Annotated in this window: 15 protein-coding genes and 1 pseudogene; 3 read left to right on the top strand and 13 right to left on the bottom strand. The window is 45.7% G+C overall.

The window, feature by feature from the left end:
• Positions 1 to 26: 26 nt before the first annotated feature.
• The 5 genes from L1D21_RS11080 to dnaB all read right to left on the bottom strand — a co-directional run bounded on the left by L1D21_RS11080 (position 27) and on the right by dnaB (position 5,043).
• The gene (locus tag L1D21_RS11080) at positions 27 to 233 is read right to left on the bottom strand and encodes a PspC domain-containing protein (protein ID WP_239845314.1); all 207 of its coding nucleotides are present in this window, start codon (positions 231 to 233) and stop codon (positions 27 to 29) included.
• 153 nt (positions 234 to 386) lie between these two features.
• Entirely contained in the window at positions 387 to 671 is a 285-nt protein-coding gene (locus L1D21_RS11075) for a hypothetical protein (RefSeq protein WP_239845313.1), read from the bottom strand.
• 452 nt (positions 672 to 1,123) lie between these two features.
• A complete protein-coding gene (gene dusA, locus L1D21_RS11070; RefSeq protein ID WP_239845312.1) occupies positions 1,124 to 2,134 on the bottom strand; it encodes a tRNA dihydrouridine(20/20a) synthase DusA in 1,011 nt (336 codons plus the stop codon).
• A gap of 217 nt (positions 2,135 to 2,351) precedes the next feature.
• Positions 2,352 to 3,428, bottom strand: a complete 1,077-nt coding sequence (alr, locus tag L1D21_RS11065) for an alanine racemase (protein ID WP_239845311.1) — start codon at positions 3,426 to 3,428, stop codon at positions 2,352 to 2,354.
• A 208-nt stretch (positions 3,429 to 3,636) separates the two neighbouring features.
• The gene (gene dnaB, locus L1D21_RS11060; protein WP_239845310.1) at positions 3,637 to 5,043 is read right to left on the bottom strand and encodes a replicative DNA helicase; all 1,407 of its coding nucleotides are present in this window, start codon (positions 5,041 to 5,043) and stop codon (positions 3,637 to 3,639) included.
• A 121-nt stretch (positions 5,044 to 5,164) separates the two neighbouring features.
• On the opposite strand from dnaB, the gene L1D21_RS11055 reads away from it, so the two are divergent.
• Positions 5,165 to 7,369, top strand: coding sequence for a S46 family peptidase (locus L1D21_RS11055; protein ID WP_239845309.1), 2,205 nt, complete (start codon positions 5,165 to 5,167; stop codon positions 7,367 to 7,369).
• Between the two features lie 241 nt (positions 7,370 to 7,610).
• Positions 7,611 to 10,568, top strand: coding sequence for a TonB-dependent receptor (locus L1D21_RS11050; RefSeq protein ID WP_239845308.1), 2,958 nt, complete (start codon positions 7,611 to 7,613; stop codon positions 10,566 to 10,568).
• A 215-nt stretch (positions 10,569 to 10,783) separates the two neighbouring features.
• Here L1D21_RS11050 and rplI read toward each other — a convergent pair whose 3' ends face one another.
• Genes rplI through rpsF form a run of 4 tightly spaced genes read right to left on the bottom strand, consistent with a single transcriptional unit; the run spans position 10,784 to position 12,230 of the window.
• Complete coding sequence (rplI, locus tag L1D21_RS11045) at positions 10,784 to 11,236, bottom strand: 50S ribosomal protein L9 (protein WP_239845307.1); 453 nt, start codon at positions 11,234 to 11,236, stop codon at positions 10,784 to 10,786.
• Between the two features lie 27 nt (positions 11,237 to 11,263).
• Positions 11,264 to 11,491 (bottom strand): 30S ribosomal protein S18, encoded by a 228-nt coding sequence (rpsR, locus tag L1D21_RS11040; protein ID WP_011867078.1) that lies wholly within the window; start codon positions 11,489 to 11,491, stop codon positions 11,264 to 11,266.
• Between the two features lie 11 nt (positions 11,492 to 11,502).
• Positions 11,503 to 11,808, bottom strand: coding sequence for a primosomal replication protein N (gene priB, locus L1D21_RS11035; protein ID WP_239845306.1), 306 nt, complete (start codon positions 11,806 to 11,808; stop codon positions 11,503 to 11,505).
• An 8-nt stretch (positions 11,809 to 11,816) separates the two neighbouring features.
• Positions 11,817 to 12,230, bottom strand: coding sequence for a 30S ribosomal protein S6 (gene rpsF, locus L1D21_RS11030; protein WP_239845305.1), 414 nt, complete (start codon positions 12,228 to 12,230; stop codon positions 11,817 to 11,819).
• Between the two features lie 226 nt (positions 12,231 to 12,456).
• Here rpsF and L1D21_RS11025 point away from each other — a divergent pair, with 226 nt between their 5' ends.
• Positions 12,457 to 13,200 carry a DUF481 domain-containing protein gene (locus L1D21_RS11025; protein ID WP_239845304.1) on the top strand — a complete coding sequence of 248 codons (744 nt, stop codon included), beginning with the start codon at positions 12,457 to 12,459 and terminating at the stop codon, positions 13,198 to 13,200.
• Between the two features lie 1,163 nt (positions 13,201 to 14,363).
• On the opposite strand, the gene rlmB is transcribed toward L1D21_RS11025, so the two are convergent.
• From rlmB to L1D21_RS11005, 4 genes and pseudogenes are all read right to left on the bottom strand, one after another.
• Positions 14,364 to 15,104, bottom strand: a complete 741-nt coding sequence (gene rlmB / locus L1D21_RS11020) for a 23S rRNA (guanosine(2251)-2'-O)-methyltransferase RlmB (protein WP_239845303.1) — start codon at positions 15,102 to 15,104, stop codon at positions 14,364 to 14,366.
• Between the two features lie 73 nt (positions 15,105 to 15,177).
• The gene (rnr, locus tag L1D21_RS11015; RefSeq protein ID WP_239845302.1) at positions 15,178 to 17,634 is read right to left on the bottom strand and encodes a ribonuclease R; all 2,457 of its coding nucleotides are present in this window, start codon (positions 17,632 to 17,634) and stop codon (positions 15,178 to 15,180) included.
• A gap of 49 nt (positions 17,635 to 17,683) precedes the next feature.
• The gene (locus L1D21_RS11010) at positions 17,684 to 18,328 is read right to left on the bottom strand and encodes a flagellar protein MotX (protein ID WP_239845301.1); all 645 of its coding nucleotides are present in this window, start codon (positions 18,326 to 18,328) and stop codon (positions 17,684 to 17,686) included.
• A 199-nt stretch (positions 18,329 to 18,527) separates the two neighbouring features.
• Positions 18,528 to 18,615: pseudogene (locus L1D21_RS11005) on the bottom strand (IS200/IS605 family transposase); the annotation flags it as partial.

The following is an 18,615-nucleotide window of genomic DNA, read 5'->3' as shown; positions in this document are numbered from 1 at the left end:
ACTGGCTTTTGTTTGAGGCAGAGCATCTAGTGTTGTGCATCCCATTTTGGCAACAATAACGCCAGCGCAAAATAGATCAGTAAGCTGATAGCTGGATTCATAATCACCGCCACGGCCCAAACAATTCGAGTCCAAAAGCATGACCAGCCAAACTTATCGGCCATCATTGCTGCGATACCGCACACCAAGCGTGTAGGGCGTTTAATCCTAGAAATCACATCATCGCTGTTCATTGTATTCTCCTAAAGCACTAAAAGGGGTTGAGCCATACACGGGTTAAAACGACTTGTGCCATCTCAAATGACAAATAATGGTTGCACACAGTGCAAAGCTCAACACGGGTAGCAATAATATCGCAGCTAGTTCAATGAAATATGCCACCATAATTACTTCACCAATGCACTAGTGATCACAACCTCTTGATCTGCTGCTTCACTATCAGCAACTGCAACTGATTGCTCCATGGTCTCAAATAACGATTCTGACAATTGAGCTTGCAGTGAAAGGCTCAACTCTTGCTGAGCAACCTGCATCATCTCTTGCATCTGAGCCGCTAGATTGCGTTCCAATGTTGCACTGATGTCCGTTGGAATAACATCGTTGGCATTAACAGAAAAACTTAATCCAACAAGTAATGAGGTAATTAGTGATACTTTAGTTAGCTTGTTCATGAGGTCGTCCTTTCCTTTTCTATTAAGACAACTAAGACAATACAAGCGATATGCCAACTTTATTAAAAATACATTAAACACATGATTTAAAAATGATTTAATTTAAAATCACACAAGAAAATGTATCTAATTGAGATAGGGTTAGATGTAAAAATAGCCAGTTTCACCATGTGCTGGTGAAATTCGCTATTTTGCAGTCAAAGATTAAAAAATAGACAAAAAAGCCTTCAGAGTAACTGAAGGCTTTGTAAAAAATAATGCAGAAATAGAAAGTAATACCAATCAAAGTAAATTTAGTGATCAGCCCGCTTTATAAAAGAATATTGCACAGGGAAAATTGTCGAGAACAAGGCGTAAATTGCAGTAACTAGTTATTATAATTACAAAATTTACAACACGGTTATCGGCGATTTTAACTAGCAAGAATGATCAGATAATTACTGCGATTGGTATTACTTAAGTGTCATGCTTTCTCTAGCCTGATGGATCACTTCAATACCCGCTCCTTGGCGATGAGCATTTTCGCTCAAATAACGTCGCCAGGCTCGCGAACCCACTTCACCTTGGTATAACCCAGTAATATGACGCGTAATATGATTGAGTCTGCCACCTTGCTGAAGGTGTTTCTCCATATAGGGAATCATTTTCTCTAAAACAGCATCTCGGCTAAGTACGGGTCTGTCGCTACCACACAGCAGCTGATCCACCTGAGCTAAAATATACGGATTCTGATAAGCCTCTCGACCTACCATTACACCATCTAACTGCTCAAGGTGACTGGCACACTCGGCTAACGTTTTCACGCCGCCGTTAATTGAAATGCTTAATTTAGGATAATCACGCTTTAATTGATAAACCCGCTCATAATCGAGCTCCGGGATCTCACGGTTCTCTTTCGGACTTAAGCCCTGCAACCATGCCTTACGGGCATGAATAATAAAAGTATCGCATCCAGCTGTGGCAACTTTATCAATAAACTGAGTGAGGAACTCATAGCTGTCTTGTTCATCGATACCAATACGGGTTTTAACTGTTACAGGAATATCGACCACGCTACGCATCGCATCGACACATTCGGCTACTAATTGTGGTTCAGCCATTAGACAGGCGCCAAAACGCCCGCTCTGAACTCTATCTGAAGGACAACCGACATTTAAGTTAACTTCATCGTAGCCACGTTCAGCGGCGATCTTGGCACAGGTCGCTAAATCGGTGGCATTTGAACCACCCAGTTGTAATGCTAGAGGATGCTCTTCTTGGTTATAGGCAAGATAATCCCCCTTACCATGAATAATCGCGCCAGTCGTCACCATCTCGGTATACAGCAGTGTCTCACTCGACATAAGCCGCGCAAAATAACGGTAATGGCGATCGGTCCAATCGAGCATTGGCGCAATAGAGAAGGTGCGATTAATGGTATTTGGCATGGTAGTTAACGGCTCTGAAATATGGGTTAACGGCATAGTAAAGCGTGATCCTAAATATTAGCAGCCTAGATTAGCCTTAAACTTAGATTAGCTTTGAGCATAGATTAGTCATGAACAGGGGTTAATCTTGCAGGTTGTAAAATAGCACTAACAAACTCAACTCTAAATCAATCTAACACCGTAAGCATGGCCGCGCATTTTACACGGCTCAGAGTAAAATGCACAGGGCACACTTTAAAGAGATTAATAACGGCTATTTAAAACAGACGGCAACTCTAGGTGTCAGCTTAGTCACCAACTCATAGGCGATTGTACCTATATGCTCGGCGACCTCTTCCACTGGCAGGGCTTGTCCCCACAGCAACGCATCATCACCCACAACATCATTTGCATCGGCGCCTAAGTCAACGGTGAGCATATCCATAGAGACGCGGCCAACAATCGGCACCAAGCGACCGTTTACCCACACAGGCGTGCCCTCTGGTGCGTTACGCGGATAGCCATCACCATAACCGATGGCAACCACACCCAATTTAGTATCTTGCTTAGCATGCCAATAACTGCCATAGCCGACGGGATCGCCCGCTTTATGCTCTCTTACTGCTATCAGTTGTGACACGAGTTCCATCGCTGGGATCAGACCATGATTACGGCCTAAATCCCCTACCACAGGTGAGACACCATATAAGGCGATGCCCGGACGGATCCAATCGGCTTGGGTCTGCTGCCAATAGAGCGCTGCTGCCGAATTGGCTAAGGTTCGTTCACCAGGTAGATCTTGAGTGAGCAGATTGAAACGCTCCGCTTGACGCAAAGTCGCTGGATTATCTGGCTCATCGGCGCAGGCAAAATGCGTCATCAGGTGGATCGGTTTGGCCACTTGTGGGCAGGCTAATAAGCGTTCATAGGTGGCATTAAACTGCGCTAAGCTAAAACCGAGCCGGTGCATGCCCGAGTCGATTTTCATCCATACCGTAACAGGTTTAGTTAACTGCGCCGTTTCGAGCATCTCGATTTGAAACTCGTGATGCACTACAGTATCGATATCATGCTCCACCAAGGTATTGAGGTCATTCTGCCTAAAAAAGCCTTCAAGTAGCAGCAGCTTAGTGGTCACGCCGCCCGCTCTTAGCTCTAAGGCTTCTTCTAAACGCGCTAAACCGAAGCCATCGGCACTAGTAAGGCAATTGGCAACATTGAGTAAGCCATGACCATAGCCATTGGCTTTAACAACCGCCATCACCTTACTCTGAGGAGCCAGCTCACGTAATCGCTTTAGGTTGGATAGCAGTGCATCACCGCTGATCTCTGCTCTAGGAAAGGGTTTCAAACAATAACCTTAATAAAAACCGAACGATGAAATTAATACCAACAAACTGATAAGTACTTTACGTTGACCCAATAGCTGTCACTGAGAGCACGACTGGCAGTCATGGTTACAGGCTAAATGAATCTCAACAGCGTCTTAATGATTTTAACCCGCAACATTTGACTGCGATTGGTATACCACTGAACAACTCATCCCTTATCTTACGGGCTTATTCCTCTTCAAATTGAGGACCGGCGTAGTTGTCAAAACGAGAATACTGCCCCTGGAACACCAAACGTACCCGCCCAATAGGGCCGTTACGCTGTTTACCAATAATAATCTCGGCGGTGCCTTTGTGCTCAGAATCATCGTGATAAACCTCATCACGATAAATGAACATGATCAAATCCGCATCCTGCTCGATAGAACCCGATTCACGCAGATCCGAGTTAACTGGACGTTTATCGGCGCGTTGCTCTAGCGAGCGGTTAAGCTGTGAAAGCGCAATGACGGGGATCTCTAGTTCTTTCGCCAGAGCCTTAAGCGAACGTGAAATCTCGGCAATTTCCAGAGTACGGTTATCAGACAGGGCTGGTACCTGCATCAACTGAAGGTAATCGATCATAATCATCGACAGGCCACCATATTCACGCGCAATACGGCGTGCACGGCTACGCACTTCGGTAGGAGTTAACCCTGAGCCATCATCAATATACATCTTACCCTGTTCGAGCATGATACCCATGGTCGAAGAGACTCGCGCCCAATCGTCATCGTCAAGCTGACCGGTACGGATCTTAGTTTGGTCAACTCGACCGAGCGAGGCCAACATACGCATCATGATCTGTTCTGACGGCATCTCTAAACTGAAAATCAGCACAGGTTTATCTTCATTGAGCGCAGCCTGTTCACACAGGTTCATCGCAAATGTGGTTTTACCCATAGATGGACGCGCAGCAACAATAATTAAATCGCCAGACTGGAAGCCAGCCGTCATCTTATCGAGGTCGTTAAAACCACTGGACACCCCTGTGACACCGTTATGAGGATTGTTATACAGCTCTTCAATCTTATCGACGGTTTTTTCCAGGATGGTTTTTATGCCTTCGGGGCCTTCATTGGCATTGGCACGCTGCTCGGCAATTTTAAATACTTTGCTTTCAGCTAAGTCCAACAGCTCGCCGGAATTGCGCCCTTCAGGATTAAAACCCGCATCGGCTATCTCGTTAGCCACTTTAATCATCTCCCGCACGACCGCACGTTCACGTACGATTGAAGCGTAAGAGAGAATGTTACCCGCACTCGGGGTGTTTTTGGCAATCTCACCTAAATAGGCAAAACCACCCGCATCTTCAAGACTGTCTTCGAGTTCTAATTGCTCAGATACTGTGATCAAATCGATTGGCTGCCCCGCGGCGACGAGAGATTCCATCGCGGTGAAGATCATCTTATGGGAACGAGAATAAAAGTCCTCTTTTACCACAGCTTCAGCCACTTTATCCCAAGCGTCGGAGTCAAGCATCAAGCCACCCAGCACAGACTGTTCAGCCTCGATCGAATGCGGCGGCATCTTCAATGCATCGAGCTGTATATCTCTTGGCTTCTTTTTCGCCTGAAAACCACCTTTCTGTGCCATTAAATCTCCAAATTTCCAACAATTGGGCAAAATATGATATAAACCCGAGCTCAAGCAAAGCTCAAACAGGTTATCTCTGCCTGAGAGTCCATAAAATACATATAATAATTAAGGAAGAAACATGCGCAAAGCATTGGTCGCAGCCTTAATGCTGTCATCGGGTGTAGCAATTGCCGATGAAGGGCAATGGCAACCATATCAGATGCCGTCGATCGCCGACAAGCTAAGCGAACGCGGTATTCAAATTCCAGCAAAACAACTTTCCGATCTGACTCAATATCCAATGAACGCCGTGGTCGGCCTCGGCTATTGTACCGCCAGTTTCGTATCACCCCAAGGCTTAGTTGTGACTAATCACCACTGTGCTTATCGAGCTATCCAATATAACAGCAATCAACAACATAACTATATCGCTGATGGGTTCCTTGCCAAAACACAAGCCGATGAACCTTCTGCCGGGCCGAACGAGCGCCTCTATATTACCGAAGCCGTTACCGACGTCAGTGACAAAGTGAAAAGCGGCCTAAGTGATGACCCGCTTGAGCGTTATGACACTATTCAGGCCAATCGCAAGGCATTGATCAAAGAGTGTGAAAGCGATGATAACTATCGTTGCTCGGTACGTAGCTTCCATAATGGTCTCGAATATTACCTGATCAAACAGTTAATGATCCGTGATGTGCGTCTAGTCTATGCACCAGCTAAAAGTGTGGGCGCTTTCGGTGGCGATATCGATAACTATGAATACCCACGCCACTCAGGTGACTTCACTTTCCTTCGCGCCTATGTTGGCAAAGATGGTAAGCCAGCGGCCTACTCGCCAGACAACGTTCCCTTTAAGCCAAAGAGCTATTTAAAAATTAATGCCGATGGCGTTAAAGCGGGCGACGGTGTCTTTGTTGCGGGTTACCCAGGTTCAACCAGCCGCTATCGCCTAACCAGTGAACTTAAGTTTGCCAGTGACTGGCTCTACCCGACTCTGGCTGAGCGTTATCAACTGCGCATCGATACCATCGAAGCCATGGGCGATAGCGACGCAGCAATAAAGATTAAATATGCGGGGACATTAGCCTCTATGGCTAACCGCATGAAGAAATACAATGGCTTACTCGATGGTTTTAAAGCCACCGATATTGCGGGTATTAAGCAGGCTCGAGAAGATGAGTTCAAAAAATGGTTAGCCGCCGATAGCCAATATCAAAGCTATCAGAGCAAAGTCGACCAGCTTGAAGCTCTGCTGATCGAACAGCGTAACGCACAGCAAAAAGGCTATTACTTCAATAATGCCCAGTCGAGCGATCTCCTTGGCGCAGCCAAGCAGCTTTATCGTCTCGCTAAAGAAAAAACCAAGCCTGATACCGAACGTGAAGAAGGCTATCAGCAACGTGACATGAATATGTTTAAGGCTCGCCTTAAGCGTATCGATTCAAGCTTTGCAGTGAGTGTCGACAAAACCCTATGGCAACAAGATTTACAAGCCTATCTTGCCCAAGATAACCGTGTTGCCGTACTAGATGACATCCTCAGCAGCCAAGATCAACAAGTGTCATTGAGCGATAAACTTGAAGGTTTCTACTCATTAACATCACTGACCGATCAGGCTAAACGCCTAGCATGGATGGATGCCGATGTGGAGGCTTTCGAAACCAGCGCTGACCCTTTCATTCGCCTTGCTGTTGCCCTATATGACACCAACATGACCGATGAAAAAGCCAATAAAATCTTGGCCGGTAAGTTATCTCAATCGCGCCCCGATTATATGCAAGCCATCATCGCCTATAACAAGGCGAATGGCTGGCCTGTGTATCCAGATGCTAACGGCACACTGCGTATCACTTACGGTATGGTCGATGGCTATCAATCGAAAGATGCCCTATATAAACAGCCATTTACTCGCTTAGAAGGCATCGTTGCTAAAGACACAGGTGTAGAGCCATTTAACTCTCCACAGAAGCTACTAGATGCAATAAATGCCAAGCGCTACGGCAGCCACAAAGTGGATACTGTGTATCCAGATCCAGCCTCTTGGTTATGTCGCCTGTTTTCTTGCTTAGATAAGCCTGAACAATTTGGTTCGGTACCGGTGAACTTCCTATCGAGTGTCGATACCACTGGCGGTAACTCAGGCTCACCGGTATTCAATGGTAACGGCGACTTAGTCGGGCTTAATTTCGACTCCACCTATGAAGCGATTACTAAAGACTGGTTCTTCAACCCCACCATCACTCGTGCGGTTCACGTCGATTTTAGATATATCCTGTGGATGATGGATGAAGTCGATCATGCAGATAATTTAATTCAAGAACTAGACTTGGTTAGAAATTAATCAAACGCTTTTATTTATGGTATCAACGGCATAAGAATTTTCTTCTTATGTCGTTTTTTTTATCTTAGAAAAATCCAACAACCATGCGGCTTTGACGCCAGACTTTTTCCCCCAGTTAAAAAATCCCGCAAAGATTAATGTTACAACCATTGAAATACATTTAACAATCGTATAACAATAGTTACGCTTTAAGTACAATTAAATAACAATAATCTTACAAAAACTCCTTAAGGAAAGATTGATGACACACTCAACATTCAAGCGTTCTTTGCTTGCTATTGCAGTCGTTTCAAGTCTGAGCATGGTCGCCCCACAGGTATTAGCAGCAAGTAATACTGACGGCGCGATTCAGGGCACAGTTACATCGGGTACCAGCGCTCCTGTTCTTGGAGCAAAAATTACTATTAAAAACCAAGACACAGGTCTAGTTAGAACTATTGAATCAGATGGCAACGGGAAATATCGTATTCCTCGCTTACCTATTGGCCAATATACACTAACGATTGCCGCTGACGGTTATGATGACAAGGTAGTTGAAAACATCCCTGTCACCATTGGTAGCAGCTCAAACATTACTACCGAGCTTCACCAAGTGGGTATGGAAAGATTAGCGGTTGTGGGTTCTTCACGCATCGCGTCTATCGACACCACCTCTTCAGAAGCAGCCCTAGTGATCAGCCAAACTGAAATCGAACGCCTACCACTACCTAAAGATATTACCAGTGTTGCACTACTGGCTCCGGGGACTACCCGTGGTGATGGTCGTTTCGGTAACTTTGCCTCATTCGGTGGCGCATCCGTTGCAGAGAACGCCTTCTACATTAACGGTCTAAACGTAACTAACTTCCGTAATGGTCTAGGTTTCTCAAACGTTCCTTTTGACTTCTATGAGCAGTTCGAAGTGAAAACTGGTGGTTATGGTGCTGAGTTTGGTCGTTCTACAGGCGGTGTGGTTAACGCGGTAACTAAGAGTGGTTCAAACAACTGGGAGTTTGGCGGTAACGTTCGCTATCGTCCAGATGCACTGTCTTCGACGTCACCTGACAGCTATAACCCTGCGGGTGATATTTACACCTATAATGGCGCAGACGCTTACGACAAAATCGAAGGGAATGTATACGCTTCAGGTCCATTAATTAAAGACAAGCTGTTCTTCTATGCTATGTACCAACCTCGTAGCACCAAACAAGAATACGCATACTCTCATGCCACTGCGTTCTCAGATGTTGAATCTGATAATCCATTCTGGGGCTTAAAACTTGATTGGAACATCACTGATAACCACACCTTAGAATTCTTAGGTTTCTCAGATAAAAACGACAATAACTACACCAACTATGAATATGACTTCTTGAATAAAGAAGTGGGTATGGAAACCTCTAAGAGTGTGAGTAAGAGTGGTGGTGATAACTATGTATTCACCTATACCGGTCAATTCACTGATACTTTCAGTGCTCGTGTACTATATGGGGTAAATGAATATAACTTAACCTCTTCAAGTAACATTGCTGGTGACTGTAACTTAATTTACGATTTACGTGCTAGTGCCCCACAGGTTTCACGTGGTTGTGCTTCTGCTGCCGACTACTTTCAAGAAGAAGGTAACGATAAGCGTAAAGAATTCCGTGCCGATTTCGAATGGTTAGTCGCTGAAGACCACACCCTGAAATTTGGTTACGACCAAGAAGTGAATACTTCACACAGTAACCAATTCTACTCTGGTCCTGGTGGAGTTTACTGGTTTTACTACGATACGGCTCCAGGCACAGTACTGGCTAACGGCGCAACAGTACCTGCTGGTGTGACTCAATATGCACGTTCACGTGAACGTACTGTAGGTGGTGATTTTGAGGTAAATTCACAAGCAATTTATCTAGAAGATACTTGGGCTGTAACCGATACTGTCACACTATCTCTAGGTCTTCGCTGGGATTCATTTGATAACATGAACTCGGAAGGCGAAAGTTTCGTTAAAATTGACGACATGATTGCACCACGTATGGGTGTGTCTTGGGATATCAATGGTGACGGAGAATCTAAACTGTTTGCTAACGTAGGTCGATACTTCCTGCCCGTAGCGAGTAACACTAACGTACGTCTTGCGGGTAACGAATTTGATGCATACCGTTACTACGCTCTCAACGGTACAATTGACCAAGATATCAATGGCACAATTGTTCCTACGCCGGACTTAGGTGCGCAAATTGGCGGTGACCTATCGTTAGCCGATGGCACAGTACCTGATACTTCAGGTATCGTCGACCAAGAGTTAGACCCAATGTACCAAGATGAAATCATCATCGGCTACCAAGCGATGATCGACGATACATGGTCATGGGGTATCAAGGGGACTCAGCGTAAACTGAACGGTGCTATCGATGATATGACTATCAGCCATTGGACCGAAGCTAAATACGGTTGTGCTCACCCAGGTGGTGGCGGATATGTGCTAGGTAACCCAGGGGAAGACATGACAGTTAAGTTAGATACTGACTGTGATGGCGCTGTAGATAGTGTTGAAACGATTCCAGGTAATGAACTTGGCTATCCTTCTGCTGAACGTACCTATAACGCTGTCGACCTAACCTTAAACCGTGCATGGACTGACGATTGGAGCATGAGCGCGACATACACTTGGTCACAAAGCTACGGTAACACTGAAGGTCTAGTTAAGTCTGATAACGCTCAAGGCGATGCTGGTCTAACCCAAGACTTTGACTTCCCTGAGCTAATGGATGGTGCTGATGGTTACCTACCCAACGATCGTCGTCATATGTTCAAATTATTTGGTGCCTATGCAATAACCGATTCGCTGACTGTCGGCGCGAACCTATCTGTAGAGTCTGGTCGCCCACTAAACAAATTCGGTATTGGTCACCCAGTTAACCGTCCAGATTATGGTGATACCTACTACACGCTCAACAGCGATGGTTCGTACAGCTTTAATCCTCGCGGCTCTGCCGGTCGTACCGATTGGGTCTACCGTTTAGACCTATCAGCCTCTTACACTATGGAAGTGTCTGATTTAGATGTAGTGCTAAAAGCAAACGTTTACAACGTACTTAACTCAAGCGCAACTACGCGTCAAATTGAAACCTTTGAGAGCGGTGATGAAGGGATGGCAAACCCTGATTACGGCACTATCACTGGTTATCAAACGCCACGTTATGTTGAATTTAGTGCAAGTGTGAAGTTTTAAATAAAGTGAGTACAACCGCTTCGAGTCTCTCCCCTCGAAGCGATTGATTAAGACACCGTGCTGATTGATTCGCACGGTGTTTTTTTATCTGTAAAAGCTGTAGCTAAATCGCTTCAGGCCGCTTCTTAAAATCCCGTAACCTAGAAGTAGGCCATAAAAAAACACCGCACTAATTGCTTAGCGCGGTGTTTTCTTTAAAGCTTTTTAGCTAGGAATTAAGCTTCTGCAACAACAGATAACTTAACAACAGCTTTAACTTCAGTGTGAACTTGTACGTCGATTTCGTACTCACCAGCAACGCGGATAGCGCCAAGTGGTAGACGAACTTCGCTCTTAGCTAGTTCAACACCTGCAGCAGTTACTGCATCAGCAATGTCACGGTTACCGATTGAACCGAATAACTTGCCTTCGTCGCCCGCTTTAGAAGCGATAACAACAGTTTCAAGAGCGTTGATTTTCTCAGCGCGCTCGTTTGCAGCAGCTAGATCAGCAGCTAACTTAGCTTCTAGTTCAGCACGACGTGCTTCAAAAACTTCGATGTTAGCAGCATTAGCAACAACAGCTTTACCTTGTGGTAAAAGGAAGTTACGTGCGTAACCCGCTTTTACAGAAACTTGGTCACCCAAGTTGCCTAGGTTAGCGATTTTATCAAGTAAAATAACGTTCATTTTATATTCCTCTAAATTAATGCGGTATTACTGATGTAAATCAGTGTACGGCAGTAGAGAAAGATAACGAGCACGCTTGATAGCGCGAGCTAGTTGACGTTGATATTTAGCGTTTGTACCAGTGATACGGCTAGGAACAATTTTACCACTTTCAGTGATGTAGTTCTTTAGAGTAGCGATATCTTTGTAATCGATCTCTGTAACGCCTTCTGCAGTGAAACGGCAGAACTTGCGACGACGGAAATAACGTGCCATGTGACAGTCTCCTAAGTTTTCAATTCGACATTTTCAGCGTGTAATACCAATCGGTTTTGACCATTGCGCCCTTGTTGTAGCGCGATAAAGCCTTGTACCTGGATATCCACACCGGTTTTCAGTTTGTCTGTTATGCTTTCAAAGCGTTGTCCACTCAACACCACTTGCATTTGGCAGTATACGTTTCGGAGCATTTCCGCTTCATAAACCTGCGATTTGTGTTCCAACATAATCACACAATGTGCAATACCTGCTGGGCTTTTAAAGCTTCTAGAACGCGTTATGGTTCCAGATAACACCAAGTGATTGGTGGTCACAGAAAAACTTACTCAGCTGCGTTTTCAGCGGCTTCTTCAGACTCATCGGCAGATGCTTCAGCAACTGGACGATCTTCGCTAGAACGACGTGAATCACGCTCGTCTTTCGCTTTAGCCATTGGAGAAGCTTCAGTGATGGCACCTTTAGTGCGCATAACCATGCTACGAAGAACAGCGTCGTTGAAACGGAAAGCTGTTTCTAGCTCTTCAACCGATTCTGCAGTCGCTTCTACGTTCATAAGAACATAGTGAGCTTTATGCAATTCGATGATTGGGTAAGCCAGTTGACGACGGCCCCAGTCTTCTAAACGGTGGATTTGACCGCCTGCTTGGGTAAGAATACCCGTGTAACGCTCGATCATACCTGGCACTTGTTCACTCTGATCAGGGTGAACTAAAAATACGATTTCATAATGACGCATTTTTTGCTCCTTACGGTTATCTAGCCTCGTTGTTGGCTCAGTCAAACCAAATAGAGGCAAGGAACTAAATAAAATGACTGAATTAAGCCGCGGAATGATACATGGGGCAAGGTCGAAACTCAAGCGATATCTTTGGCAATTGCTTTTGCCCATCGCAGCCTGAAAAGGTATGATTAGCCGCTGTTATAAAAGCGCTAAACAATTAGACTCTTTAAGAATAAAAATAATGCTAAGAACACTGCTTTTTTTTGTCACTCTCAGCCTCTCTTCCGGCGCATGGGCTTTGGTCCCCCCAGACTATCAAGAACCGCCCAGTGACTTCTCGGCCGAAATTGAAGCCGGGCTGCAAATCAATACGGGTAACACTGACTCCAGTAGCTTTAACGGCCGCACTAAGCTGGTGTACGACACCAAGCAATTCAGACAAGAAGGCGTATTTAAAGGCTATTACGCCGCCGACTCAGAAAAAACCACCTCTGAAAAATATGATGCACAGGTTCAGTCCAGCTACAAGTTGTACAGCGGCTATATTTTTGCCCGTGGTGAATTCACCAGCGATCGCTTTGGTAGTTATACTCGCATCGCCACCGTATCGACCGGTTATGGTTTCGACGCCGTCAGCACCGACCGCACCAAACTCAGTTTAGAAATCGGCCCAGGTTATCGTTATAACCTACCGCAAGAATCCGATACCGAACCGTTTCCTGACCCAGATCGCGAAATCATCTTGCGTACCGCCGCCAAGTTTGAACAAAAGATCCACGAATACACTAGCTTTAATGCCGACTTCACTTCAGAGCTTGGCCAAGTCACCAACACCTTCACCTTAGACATGGGTTACAAGAACACCCTATTCCAAGACTGGGCTTTTAAAATTGGCGTCAACATCAAGTACACAGATGTGGTACCTGAAGGTTCAAAGAAAACCGATACCATATCGACATTTAATTTGCTCTATACCTTCCAGTAAGGTGAGTTCACCTTGAATAGCACAAGGTTTCAATGCTGATCTGGTAGATGAATGGCTGCTTCAATGGTCTTTGCTTCCAGCCTAATTGAAATTTGAAAGTGTGCTTTGAACCATGGCTTCTTGGTGTATTTATCACCTGCGGTGGGCTCATGTGCAGGTACTGCTGAGGCTCGCTGTAAACCCGTCACTGGGCGCTTTACGATTTCATCCCTGAAATCGAAGGCCTCAGCCGCACCTACACCGGGTTATTTATCTCTTCGATTTGACGTATTTGGATTCAGGCAAAATTATCTATATTCCCATTCCTGATTCATTTTACGATTACTATCGCAATTGTGTGGGTACTAAATACGATGAAGATATCCAGATGCCATTCGGAACTCACCTAAGAACTAAATACCACTACACAAGTGAATACATCAAAATAGAAAGTCAGAGAAAATGTATGGATTACTACCAGATATCTAGGAATAACTTTTATCTACTCTATAGATAGGTACACTTGCAACAATAGAGATTCCTGCAGGATCAACTCCGAGTGCTAATTCACTTTAATCTTATCAATAGCAGTAACCCTATACCGTTAAATCGAAGAGACGTTTAGATTCGGGTGTAAGCACGCTTTTTGGCTCTCGGCGGCATCAATTCCTCTCGTTCGTGGGCTCGAAGCTACGCTTCATTCACCGTGCCAAAAGAGTGCTTGCACTTCCCCCGCCGGGCAGGCGATAGATAACAATGAAGGTTAACGCTGCAAGATCCACGGCAAGAACAAATGCACTTTAACCAGACGCATAGAAAATTCCGATACCGTTCAATCGAAGAGATGAAATAACCGGGTGTAGATACAGCTGCGGACGTCGATGGCAGGGCCAAAAATGTTCCCTACATTTTTTGGCATTCCCTACATCCATGTAGGTCAGATGCTATAGTCGAGCCTCCAGAGACGACTCTCTTTGAAATAAAGAGTCGGCGTGTAGCAGATGTATCTGCACATAAGCGAGCCGCAGGCTATAAACAACAGCGACGGTTAACGCTAAAACCACGTCACTAAACGACCACATCGTCAAACGACAGATACAAAAATGCCGATGAAGTCTCCCTCATCGGCATTCATCAACCTTGAGCCATCACATCGACTCAAAATTCAATTATCGAATTCGCGATTATCCAATTCTTTGGCGAACCGCCTCAAACAGACAGATACCGGTAGCCACCGAAACGTTGAGGCTCGAAACCGAACCCGACATAGGGATTGATGCCAATGAATCACAGCTTTCACGGGTTAAGCGGCGTAATCCTTTATCTTCTGCGCCCATGGCAATGGCGATAGACCCTTTGAGATCAGCTTTATAAAGATCGTGTTCGGCTTCACCGGCAGCACCGATGATCCAAATACCCTTTTCTTGCAGTGCCTTCATGGTTCGCGCCAAGTTAGTCACTTGAAACAGAGGCACCACTTCGGCTGCGCCGCAGGCCACCTTGCTTACAGTTGGAGTTAGGCCTGCCGAATTATCACGAGGCACAATCACACCATGTACGCCAGCGGCATCGGCATTACGCAGACAAGCGCCTAAGTTATGCGGATCGGTAACCCCATCGAGAATCAACAGAAACGGAACTTCGATTTTCTCAACCAAGGCGAGTAAGTCATTGTCATTAAGTTGTTTAACCGGTTTGACTCGGGCTAAAACGCCTTGATGTTGACTGCTACCTGCTTTTTCATCCAAAGCTTTACGTGAGGTCTTTTGAATCGCAACGCCATATTGAGCAGCGATCTCTAGCAAAGGGATCAGGCGTTGGTCGTCACGACCTTGAAGCACCCACATCTCAATCACACGTTCGGGGCTGTGTTTAAGTACTGACTCCAGCGCATGAATTCCGAAGGTGATATCTTGTTTTTTCATTTATCTCTATCTCACATTAAACAGTCAACACTGTCTTTATTAATCTGGTTTAATCGCGTTATCGACGTTTTAATCACTTAGATTTACGTTTAGTCGACTTACGCTTTTTAGCACCCGCTTTAGCCGACGAAGATTTAGCTTTAGCGCCAACAGGTTTACCCGCTTTATTGGCCGCAGTGCTCTTAGCCGATGAGCCTCGACGTGGTTTCTTAGCGCCATCTTTACCGGCAGGCTTTTTAGCTAGCTTAGCCCCTTCAAGATTCACTCGCTCTCTAGCCGATAGCGGCTTTTTATCGCTACTAGCCGCTCGGCGGCTACTACTCTTGCCACGTTTAGTCGAGCCTGCATCATTGCCCACCATCATTAAATCAATTTGACGGTCATCGAGGTTAACTCCAGCTACTTTCACAGTCACTGGATCACCAATTTGATATACCTGACCGCTGGCTTCACCCACCAAACGTTGACGCATATTATCGTAATGATAATAGTCGCCACCAAGGCTAGAGATATGTACTAAGCCGTCGATAAACAACTCGTTTAAGCGCACGAATAAACCGAAATGGGTCACCGATGCAATCACAGCTTCAAAGGTGTCGCCAACATGATCTTGCATAAACTCACATTTAAGCCAGTCGCTAACATCACGGGTTGCTTCATCGGCACGACGTTCAGTTGTCGAACACTCTTCACCGAGCAAGTCTAATTCTTCAATTTGATAATGATAGCCACCATCAGGTGTCCATTTCTCTTTCGCTTCACCACGTTCTTTGGCCAGTAAATAACGTATAACGCGATGCAAAATCAGATCAGGATATCGACGAATTGGCGAGGTAAAGTGCGCATACTGCTCCAGTGCCAAACCAAAATGACCTTCATTATCTGGGGTGTAAGTGGCTTGTCTCATCGAGCGCAGCAACATCACCTGGATCAGTTCGGCGTCGGGTCTATCGGCAATCTGCTCCATGATACCTTGATAATCTGCTGGCGTTGGCTCTAAACCACCACTCATGCTTAGGCCACGCTCTTTGAGGAAGTCCTTAAAATTGGTTAGCTTCTGCTCCGACGGCGCTTCGTGCACACGGTACAACACTTCCCCTTTATGCTTTTGCACAAACTTAGCCGAGGCCACGTTAGCCATGATCATACATTCTTCGATGATCTTATGAGCCTGATTACGTGTTCTAGGTTCGATGCGGTCAATCTTACGATTGGCATTGAAGATAAACTGTGTCTCGGTAGTCTCGAAGGCTATCGCGCCGCGCTGAGCACGGGTTTCATCTAACGTCAGATACAAGGACTGCAATGTCTGTAGGTGCGGGAAGATATCTTTGAGCCCATCGCTAACCTCACCACCTTCGAGCATCGCTGCCACTTGGGTATAGGTTAAGCGCGCATGTGAATGCATCACCGCCGAATAAAACTTATAACCAGACAGTTTACCCGCCGCCGAAATGGTCATCTCGGCAACCATGCAGAGTCTATCGACGCCGGGATTAAGTGAACACAAGCCATTAGAGAGTTTCTCTGGCAACATGGGGATCACTTGCGATGGGAAATACACCGAGTTACCGCGAGCACGCGCTTCGGTATCCAGTGCCGACTCGGTACGCACATAATGGCTCACATCGGCAATCGCAACCCACAGACGCCAGCCACCGCTTTTCTTCTTCTCGGCATACACGGCATCATCAAAATCTCGGGCATCTTCACCATCGATAGTGACTAAAGGTAAGTTACGTAGATCGACTCGGCCTTGCTTATCTTCCTCAGTGACTTCATCGGGAATTTTACGCAGCTTCTTCTCAATCACGCTCGACCAAGTATGGGGAAGATCATAGTTACGCAGGGCAATTTCAATCTCCATACCTGGTGCCATCTCTTTACCTAACACCTCGGTGACTTTGCCGGCGGCCTTAATGTGACGTCCAGGGCGACGAGTTAACTCCACCACTACGACATCACCTTGGCGGGCACCGTTTCGGTCTTCATTAGGCACCAAGATCTCTTGGGTAATACGGCGATCATCGGCGATCACAAACGCCATGCCAGAGTCGACATGGAAACGGCCGACTAAAGCTGCACTTCGTTCATGGGTTAACCGCACGATACGGGCTTCGCGGCGCCCTTTGCGATCGACACCGGCTTTCTGTGCCAGCACCTTATCACCGTGAAAATACATCGCCATATCACGGTTATGAATATAGAGATCGTCGCCACCTTCGTCGAGTTTTAGAAATCCAAAACCGTCTCGATGGCCGATAATGGTGCCGCTAAGCAGATCCATTCGTTCGGGTAAGCCATAGGCTTGGCCGCGAGTAAACACTAACTGACCATCGCGCTCCATAGCACGTAGGCGACGACGCAAGGCTTCTAGCTGCTCTTCGCCACTGATCTTAAGTGCATCAGCGATTTTTTCTCGATTGAGGGGTGATGTCTCTGAACGTAAGTAATCTAAGATATACTCACGACTGGGAATGGGGTTGTCGTACTTCTCTTGTTCACGCTTAATATGCGGATCTTTGATCATTCAATATCCAAAATGTCAGCCCGCTTGCTCACCATTGAGTTTCGGGCAATTACTGGGATCTCAGATGCTCCTGCTTTGCCCGAGTAACCGCACTGGGGGGCATTTTTGCTTCTAGCACCTTCAATAATTTAATGGCTTCCTGCTTGGTCGCCTCATCACTAAATACATCATTGTATAGCCAATGATAACCCAACACATAGTCTCTAGGGCTACCGTAGCCTTCGCCAAACAGTCTAACCAACATGATACGTGCAGGTTGGTCGCCACTGGCTGCCGCGGGTAATGTGTATTGCACTGCCCGCTGTTTATCTTGGATCACAAACTTACCATCATGATAATACTCGGCAATCCTGACCATAGCTTCGGCGCTGCCTTGTTCGGCGGCATCACGAAGTAATGATATTCCCCTTGGCGGATTTGCTGGCACACAGATGCCATAATTTAGCATTTCAGCCCAAAGGTATTGATATAGAGGCTGCTTTAATACTTCTGCACGAGCCTCAATATCTTGTACTAATTGACATTCATCTCCTCTCACTCGAGTGAGATAAGATTTATCGCGGATCATATCAATCAACTGCTCTTGACTATAAATATCAACAGCTCGTGTATCTAAGTACGCTTTTACATCTGTTTTAGCATAGCTTGCTAAAGATAAGCTACTAACAATAATAAAGAATACAAATCGAAACATAACAAATTCTCTATATCAATTTAGCCCAATATCGGTTTGCAATAGATATTTGTCTTGGGCGGTATTAGTTAGCTTATCGGCAGCTTGGACCAGATCTTAACTTGATTGCAGCACTCAATTAATGCAAAAGTCTGACTCAGTAAAAATCCACCTTCATAGAAGGTGGCTTTGATTGGCCCCCTATAAGGGGGCTTATTCATTAATCAACGTTCAATTGTAATTGACGCTCGGCTTCTTCCTTCTCTTGTTTGTCTTGATGTCGCACATATCGCCTAATTATTTCTTCG

This window comes from Shewanella sp. Isolate11, assembly GCF_022398315.1.
Taxonomy (GTDB): Bacteria; Pseudomonadota; Gammaproteobacteria; order Enterobacterales; family Shewanellaceae; genus Shewanella.
The sequence above is the reverse complement of the archived record's forward strand: the minus strand, read 5'-3'. Positions and strand labels throughout refer to the sequence as shown.

Bases quoted from the DNA above. Each gene is read 5' to 3' on its own strand.
- dusA (WP_239845312.1), bottom strand. From the start codon at position 2,134: ATGCCGTTAACCCATATTTCAGAGCCGTTAACTACCATGCCAAATACC.
- rpsR (WP_011867078.1), bottom strand. From the start codon at position 11,491: ATGGCACGTTATTTCCGTCGTCGCAAGTTCTGCCGTTTCACTGCAGAA.
- rplI (WP_239845307.1), bottom strand. From the start codon at position 11,236: ATGAACGTTATTTTACTTGATAAAATCGCTAACCTAGGCAACTTGGGT.
- L1D21_RS11050 (WP_239845308.1), top strand. From the start codon at position 7,611: ATGACACACTCAACATTCAAGCGTTCTTTGCTTGCTATTGCAGTCGTT.
- L1D21_RS11025 (WP_239845304.1), top strand. From the start codon at position 12,457: ATGCTAAGAACACTGCTTTTTTTTGTCACTCTCAGCCTCTCTTCCGGC.
- rnr (WP_239845302.1), bottom strand. From the start codon at position 17,634: ATGATCAAAGATCCGCATATTAAGCGTGAACAAGAGAAGTACGACAAC.
- L1D21_RS11010 (WP_239845301.1), bottom strand. From the start codon at position 18,328: ATGTTTCGATTTGTATTCTTTATTATTGTTAGTAGCTTATCTTTAGCA.
- L1D21_RS11080 (WP_239845314.1), bottom strand. From the start codon at position 233: ATGAACAGCGATGATGTGATTTCTAGGATTAAACGCCCTACACGCTTG.
- rpsF (WP_239845305.1), bottom strand. From the start codon at position 12,230: ATGCGTCATTATGAAATCGTATTTTTAGTTCACCCTGATCAGAGTGAA.
- L1D21_RS11075 (WP_239845313.1), bottom strand. From the start codon at position 671: ATGAACAAGCTAACTAAAGTATCACTAATTACCTCATTACTTGTTGGA.
- L1D21_RS11055 (WP_239845309.1), top strand. From the start codon at position 5,165: ATGCGCAAAGCATTGGTCGCAGCCTTAATGCTGTCATCGGGTGTAGCA.
- rlmB (WP_239845303.1), bottom strand. From the start codon at position 15,104: ATGAAAAAACAAGATATCACCTTCGGAATTCATGCGCTGGAGTCAGTA.
- dnaB (WP_239845310.1), bottom strand. From the start codon at position 5,043: ATGGCACAGAAAGGTGGTTTTCAGGCGAAAAAGAAGCCAAGAGATATA.